The organism is Streptomyces sp. PKU-EA00015 (assembly GCF_013387495.1).
Taxonomy (GTDB): Bacteria; Actinomycetota; Actinomycetes; order Streptomycetales; family Streptomycetaceae; genus Streptomyces.
The window spans coordinates 1-6,304 of record NZ_JABZEE010000093.1 but is presented as its reverse complement, the minus strand read 5'-3'; the positions used below and the strand labels follow the sequence as shown (position 1 = coordinate 6,304).

Annotated in this window: 5 protein-coding genes and 2 tRNA genes; 2 read left to right on the top strand and 5 right to left on the bottom strand. The window is 71.1% G+C overall.

Annotated features, from left to right (window positions below; translation table 11 throughout):
- Positions 1-2,019: PAS domain-containing protein (locus HW130_RS34220; protein ID WP_177153671.1), on the bottom strand; the 2,019-nt coding region annotated here is incomplete at its 3' end.
- A 168-nt stretch (positions 2,020-2,187) separates the two neighbouring features.
- The gene (locus HW130_RS34215) at positions 2,188-2,631 is read right to left on the bottom strand and encodes an SSI family serine proteinase inhibitor (RefSeq protein WP_177153670.1); all 444 of its coding nucleotides are present in this window, start codon (positions 2,629-2,631) and stop codon (positions 2,188-2,190) included.
- Positions 2,632-2,866: 235 nt separating this feature from the next.
- On the opposite strand from HW130_RS34215, the gene HW130_RS34210 reads away from it, so the two are divergent.
- A tRNA-Ser gene (locus HW130_RS34210) sits at positions 2,867-2,960 on the top strand.
- A 217-nt stretch (positions 2,961-3,177) separates the two neighbouring features.
- Positions 3,178-3,250 (top strand) — tRNA-Arg (locus HW130_RS34205).
- Between the two features lie 87 nt (positions 3,251-3,337).
- Here HW130_RS34205 and xerC read toward each other — a convergent pair.
- Genes xerC through repSA form a run of 3 tightly spaced genes read right to left on the bottom strand, consistent with a single transcriptional unit; the run spans position 3,338 to position 6,143 of the window.
- Positions 3,338-4,564, bottom strand: a complete 1,227-nt coding sequence (gene xerC / locus HW130_RS34200; RefSeq protein WP_177153669.1) for a tyrosine recombinase XerC — start codon at positions 4,562-4,564, stop codon at positions 3,338-3,340.
- Positions 4,561-4,767 (bottom strand): excisionase family DNA-binding protein, encoded by a 207-nt coding sequence (locus HW130_RS34195; RefSeq protein ID WP_177153668.1) that lies wholly within the window; start codon positions 4,765-4,767, stop codon positions 4,561-4,563. Before HW130_RS34195 ends, xerC begins: the two co-directional genes overlap by 4 nt.
- Positions 4,764-6,143, bottom strand: coding sequence for a replication initiator protein RepSA (gene repSA, locus HW130_RS34190; protein WP_177153667.1), 1,380 nt, complete (start codon positions 6,141-6,143; stop codon positions 4,764-4,766). Before repSA ends, HW130_RS34195 begins: the two co-directional genes overlap by 4 nt.
- Positions 6,144-6,304: the final 161 nt, after the last annotated feature.

The following is a 6,304-nucleotide window of genomic DNA, read 5'->3' as shown; positions in this document are numbered from 1 at the left end:
GGCGGCGCCTTCGGCGGCCGTGACCACCGAGCCCTCCGCGGCAGCCTGCGGCGCGGCCGCGGCCTGCTCGGCGGGGCTCGGCCGCCCGCGCCGACGCCCCGTGCCGTTGGCGTTCACGCTTCCGTCGGCGGAGGTGTCGCCCGCCTCCGGGGCGGCGACCGGTTCGGCCTCGGCCGGGTCCGCCTGGGCGGCACGGCGCCGCCCGGACGGCGGTGCGGCGACCGGGTCCTCCATCGCCACCGGGCTCTCCAGGAAGGCGTCCGTGGAGGCCCGGCGCGCGCGCCGCCGACCGCCGCCGGCCGTGGCCGGGGCGGGCTCGGAGGACTGCTGGCCGGGCAGGGCGAGCTCCGCGGCCGGCGGCGGGGCCACCGTGCCCGCGCCCTCGCCGAGCGGCACCTCCAGGACGTACGCGCTGCCGCTCATCCCCGGCACCTCGTGCGTCTGCAGCACCCCGCCGTGCGCCCGGACGATCCCGCGCACGATCGGCTCGTGCACCGGGTCCCCGCCGGTGAACGGTCCCCGGACCTCGATCCGTACGACGTCGCCGCGCTGGGCCGCCGCGACCACGACCGTCGAGTCCACGTAGCCGCCGCCGGGCACGACCTTGGCCTTGCCCGTCGAGTCGACGCCCGCGACGTCCGCGACCAGGTGCGCGAGCGCCGTCGCCAGCCGCGGCCCGTCCACCTCGGCCTCTATCGGCGGCGCGTGCACGGCGAACTGGGCCCGCCCCGGTCCGATCAGCTCGACGGCACCCTCGACACCCGCCGCCACGACGGCGTCGAGCAGCACCTTGGACTTGGTCAGCTTCTCCTCGCCCGTGTCGAGGCGCTGGTAGCCGAGCACGTTGTCGACGAGCGTCGTCATCCGGGCGTACCCGGCGGCCAGATGGTGCAGGATCTGGTTCGCCTCGGGCCACAGCTGTCCTGCGGGGTCGTCGGCCAGCGTGCCCAGTTCCCTGCGCAGCTCCTCCAGCGGCCCGCGCAGCGACTCGCCGAGCACGGCGGTCAGCTGGGCGTGCCGGGCGGCGAGTTCCCCGTACCGCTCGGCGCCTGCCTCCAGCTCGGCGGTGTACCGATCGGCCTTGTCGGCCAGTTCGGCCTCGTACTTCTCCGAGGCGGCCGTGAGCTCGGCGGTCAGCCGCTCCGTCGTCCGCGACAGCTCGCCGGTCAGGCGCTCGGTCGTCTCGGCGAGCTCCGCCGCGTGTTTGCGGGCCTGCTCCTCGAACGGCCGCCGGTCGGTGAACGTCATCACCGCGCCGACCAGCTGGTCCCCGTCGCGCACCGGCGCGGTGGTCAGGTCGACGGAGATCTTGGAGCCGTTCTTCGCCCACAGCACCTGCCCCCGCACCCGGTGCTTGCGCCCGGACTTGAGGGTGTCGGCGAGCGGCGACTCCTCGTAGGGGAAGGGCTCGCCGTCCGCGCGCGAGTGCAGGATCAGCGGGTGCAGCTCCTGGCCGCCGAGATCGCTGGCGCGGAAGCCGAGGATCTGCGCGGCCGCCGGATTGACGAGGACGACCCGTCCGTCGGTGTCGGTGCCGACGACGCCCTCGGCCGCGGCCCGCAGGATCATCTCGGTCTGCCGCTGCGAACGCGCCAGCTCCGCCTCGGTGTCCATGGTCCCCGTCAGGTCCCGCACGACCAGCATCAGCAGCTCGTCGCCGGTGTAGCCGTTGTACGAGTCGTACGCCTGGCGTCCGTCCAGGCTCGCGCTGGTCACCTCGACCGGGAACTCGCTGCCGTCCGTCCGCCGCGCCGTCATCCTGGTGGGCTTGGTGCGCCCGTGCTCGTCGGCCGTGTCGGGCCGGCGCATGGAGCCGGGGATCAGGCGCGAGTCGAACTCGGGAAGCAGGTCGAGCAGCCCCCGGCCCACGAGAGCGGTGCCGGGCGCCTCGAAGAGCTCGAGGGCGATGGTGTTGGCGTTGACGACCGTGCCGTTGGCGTTGACGAGCACGAGCCCGTCAGGGAGGGCGTCGAGTATGGCTGCGAGGCGAGCAGCGCCTCGGGATGGCCTGCTGCTCACGACGACGGTTCCTCCCTGACCTACTGCGTATTGCGGACGGCCGGTCCCATCTTGCCCCTCGGGCCTCGGCCTGTCACTGAGGGAGTCTAAGGGCAGCGCCCGGCGAGGGGACGGCGGATGCGGGGGAGCTCTCACCAAGGTTGTGTGCGGATGGCGTACGCCTTCGGCCTATGACCTGGTGTTCGGCAGGACCGGCTCCAGGATCTGCCAGCGTCGGATCTCGCAGCCGTCGGACCGATTGAAGGTGGCGTCCACGCGCCGCCCCTGCCAGGTGCCGGTGATCCGCGCGGTGGCGGGCCCGCCGAACTGCTGGGTGCACATCTGTCCCGCGGGCACCGGCGCGAACGGGTCGTGGTTCTGCCGGGCGAGCTCGTCGAGCCGCTCGCAGGCGGACTTCGCGGAGGGGTGGGTGCCACCCGCGGGGGCGCACTTCAGCCTGTAGCGGCCGTCCGTCCGGGTCCCGGTCTCCGAGACCACGACCATCAGCCGATCGGGTGCGTCCAGAAGCGGTACGGGCAGCGGGAGGGGTGACGTGACGGCCCCGGCGGCGGGCATGGCGCAGGCCAGGGCGGCGGCGGACACGGTTGCGGTGACGACGAGGCGACGAAGCATGCAGGGCTCCTGGAAAGTGTCGGGTCCGTGTGGGGCGGCCGGCCCCCCGGCGGATCTCGGCCGGACGGCCGGGTCGGGCCCCGGCATCTCTAACGCTGCGTGTGCCGCCGCGTTGCGCAACCCGAGATGCTTTGCTCTGTGGGCCCAGGGGCTAGTACCGTGGACGGCGATTGGTGACAGGCCACCGTGCTGTGTCATCATCTGCACGCACCACCCGCGCCCGCGCGGGTGTGCTGGAGGCGTCGCCTAGTCCGGTCTATGGCGCCGCACTGCTAATGCGGTTTGGGTCTTAAAGCCCATCGAGGGTTCAAATCCCTCCGCCTCCGCCAGTTGATCACCGAAGCCCCGGCCCGACGGCCGGGGCTTCGGTCGTTCCGGCTCCGCCCCGTCTGCTCCCCTCGCGTCCCCACCGCGCCCGCCCACTGCGCCCATTCGGGTATCTGTGCAGGTCAGAGGGGGTGCGGCTAATGGATTTCGCGTGACGGCGCGGGTCATGTAATGTTGTTCCCGCAACGCCGACCGGGCAGAAAAGCCCGGGAAGCACAAGCACTCGTAGCTTAACGGATAGAGCATCTGACTACGGATCAGAAGGTTGCAGGTTCGAATCCTGCCGAGTGCACACAGCTCAGAGGCCCCGGACGATAAGTCCGGGGCCTCTTGCGTTGAGCCGTACAGCAGCGAAGTACAGCAACCGTGCCGATCACTGTCAGCCGGTGCCGCCCATCGCGTCGGACAGCTTGCCGATCGCGGCGCGCACCTCTTCCTCGCTCGCTTCGGCGTACACCTCCATCGTCATGGCGATCTGTGAATGCCGCAGGATGCGCTGTGCCACCTTCGGGTGGACCTTGAGGGCGACCAGGAGCGAGCTGCACGTGTGCCGGGTGTTTCGGAGCGGGATCACGCGGAGACCGGCGCGGCGGGCACGCAGAGCGAACATGCGGGTGAGGTTGCCCGGCTCGATGGGGGTGCCGTACTTCGTCGTGAAGATCAGGTCATGGCTGTCCTGCCAGAGCTCCCCCGCGGCTTTCCGGTCGCCGAGCTGCTGGGCGCGCCGCATCCGCAGGGCCTTGAGGCAGAGTGCCGGCAGGGGCAGGAAGTCGTCCGAGTCCTCGGTCTTGGTCTCGCGGTGGAGGATCTTGCGCCCGGCGCGCTGGATCTGGTGATCGACGTACAGCTCGCCGGTCTCGAAGTCGACGGACTTCCACGTCAGGCCCAGGACCTCCCCCCGGCGCAGGCCGAGGCAGAGGACCAGGACCCAGGCCGCGAAGAGGTGGTCATCACGAGCCGCGGCGTCCGTGAGGAACTGGCCCGCCTCGGCGACCGACCAGGGCTTGATCCGGCGACGGCGAGGCTTGGGCACCTTGACGAGGGAAGCGACGTTCTTGCTGATCTCTTCCTCGGCGACCGCATGGGTGAGCGCGGCCCGCAGTGCATCGCGGGAGCCCTGGATTACCCGGCGGGACGCGTAGGACTCGCAGCACACCCCGACCGCGCAGCACTTCCGGCGGGCAGGGTCCCGCTTCGCATCCTTGCCCTGGGCACAGCACTGGCAGACGGAGGCCAGCTTGGTCAGCCACTCGCGTACGTCGCGGACTGTCAGGTTGTCGAGCCGCTTCATGCCGAGGTGCGGCGCGATGTAGAGGCGCACGTACCCCTCGTACGAGACGTACGACAACGGGGCGAGGTTGGGCTTCACGATCGAGTCGAGCCAATACGAGAGGAAGGCGGCGAGCGTCTGGTGTCGCGTGGCCACCGGGCCTTTCTTCGCGTCGGCGTGGAGGTTGAGCCACTTCTCGTGGACCTCTTCGCGGGTCTTGCCGTAGGCGTACTTCCGGGCCCGCTTGCCGTCAGGCTTGGTCACCCAGACGTAGGCCGCGTAGCCGTTCTTGTACGGGTAGATGGAGCCCTCGCCGTTGCCGCGTTTGCCGCTCATGCCGCTAGCCCTTCAGCGCCGGAGGCGACGCGCTCGACGTACTCGTCGACCCAGGCCGGAAGGATGCGGCGGTTACGGCCGACCTTCACGGAGCGGATCTCCCCGGTGAGCACGAGCATCTTGGTCTTCGACAGGCCGAAGCCGAGCATGTCGGCGACCTCGGCGGTGGTGTGCCACTTCCGCTCGATCACGGTGGTGGTCATGCGGTGACTCCTTCCAGGGCGAGTTGGTCTTGCAGGGCTTCGCGGGCGGTCTCGCGGTTGAGTTGGATGTCACGGGCGATGCTGGCGGCCAGGGCCGATTCACCAGGGGTGTGGCCGTGTCCGGCGTACTGCCAGGAGGCGAGGACGAGCACGGTGTCCGGGTCGCCGAGCGCGTCTTGCTCCTGGGCGGCGCGGTAGTCGGCGCGGATCTGGCGGAGCGTGCCGAGGGTGGTGGAGTAGCGGCGGGACTTGGTGGAGAAGTGGCCGCGGAAGCCGAGCATGTGAGCCCAGGCGCCCAGCTTGCGATCCGGGTAGAGCGGGGCGAGGTCGAGGCAGGCCTCGATGAGCCGCCGGGGGTGATCGGGCACGTTCAGGAGGTCGAGTACTTCCCGGTTCCCGATCCGGCGGTCGAGGCTGCCGGTCGACTCGGCCGCTTTGGTGGCGTACTTGGCGACGTACGAGGCGACTGCCTGCTCGGTGATATCGGAGCCGTCGTCGAAGGCGCGGACGGGTCGGATGTCGAGCTGTCGGCCCCAGCGGAATGGCCGGCACGGCTGGTCCCCAGTGGCTGGGACCGTGATCGACGTGTACGAGTGGGCGACCGCAGCGCGGATCGAGTCGGTGAGCAGGTCGACCGTGGCCCAGGACGGCGGCGGAGAGTCGGGGCCGTCCGGTCCGTCGAGGCGGATCACTGCGTGGAAGTGGATCGCTCCGCGCTTCTGGAACTCGGCGACCTTGCCGTACGAGACCCGGAGCACGTCCTTGAGTTCGCGCTGTGAGAGCCCGGCGCGGGCGGCGAGTTCACGGCGCAGCCGTTTGGCGAAGCGGTCCCAGAGTTGCCCGGCGTGGTTGTTGAACAGCACTGTCCCTGCGTAGTCGTAGGTGGCCGGGTCGCGCGCCGTACCAAGGGCCGGATCGTCCTCGGCGTGGCGGGTGCCGCAGCGGCAGACGCCACGGTCGGGCCGGTTGTGGACCGGACCGAAGGACGGGGCGGTCAGGGTGGCGAACACGCGCGGGTGATCACGGACGGTTGCGGGGATGTCCTTGGATTCGTCCCCGGCCAGCCCGGCGCGGATCAGGTGATAGGTGTCTCCGGCGTAGGTGTAGGCGCAGGAGGGGCAGCGGGAAGCGCGGCGGTTGCCACAGGCGACGCGGAGCCGTCCGTCCGGTTCGGTATCGGTCGAGTAGCGGCGCAGCGTTTCGCCGCTGGTCTTGTCCTTGGCGAGCGTCCAGCCGGTCAGGTGGATCGGGTCGGAGCAGCCGCCGGTGCGGCGCACCTGGTCCTGCCAGCGGTCGAAGCCGGGGGACCCGGCCACTCGGAGGATGTCCTCCAGGGCGGTCGGGTCCAGGCCCGCCAGGGCGGCGGTGTCGCTCACGCGGTCACCTCGGCGAGGGCACGGCGGACAGGGCGGGTGCCGATGCCGTGGCAGGCCGGGCAGTGGACGGTGATGGTGCGGAGGTGGCCGTCGCGGTCGCGGCCGCCGAGGGTGACACGGACGGTGGGGAAGCCGTCGCAGTTCGAGCAGACCCGCGCGGG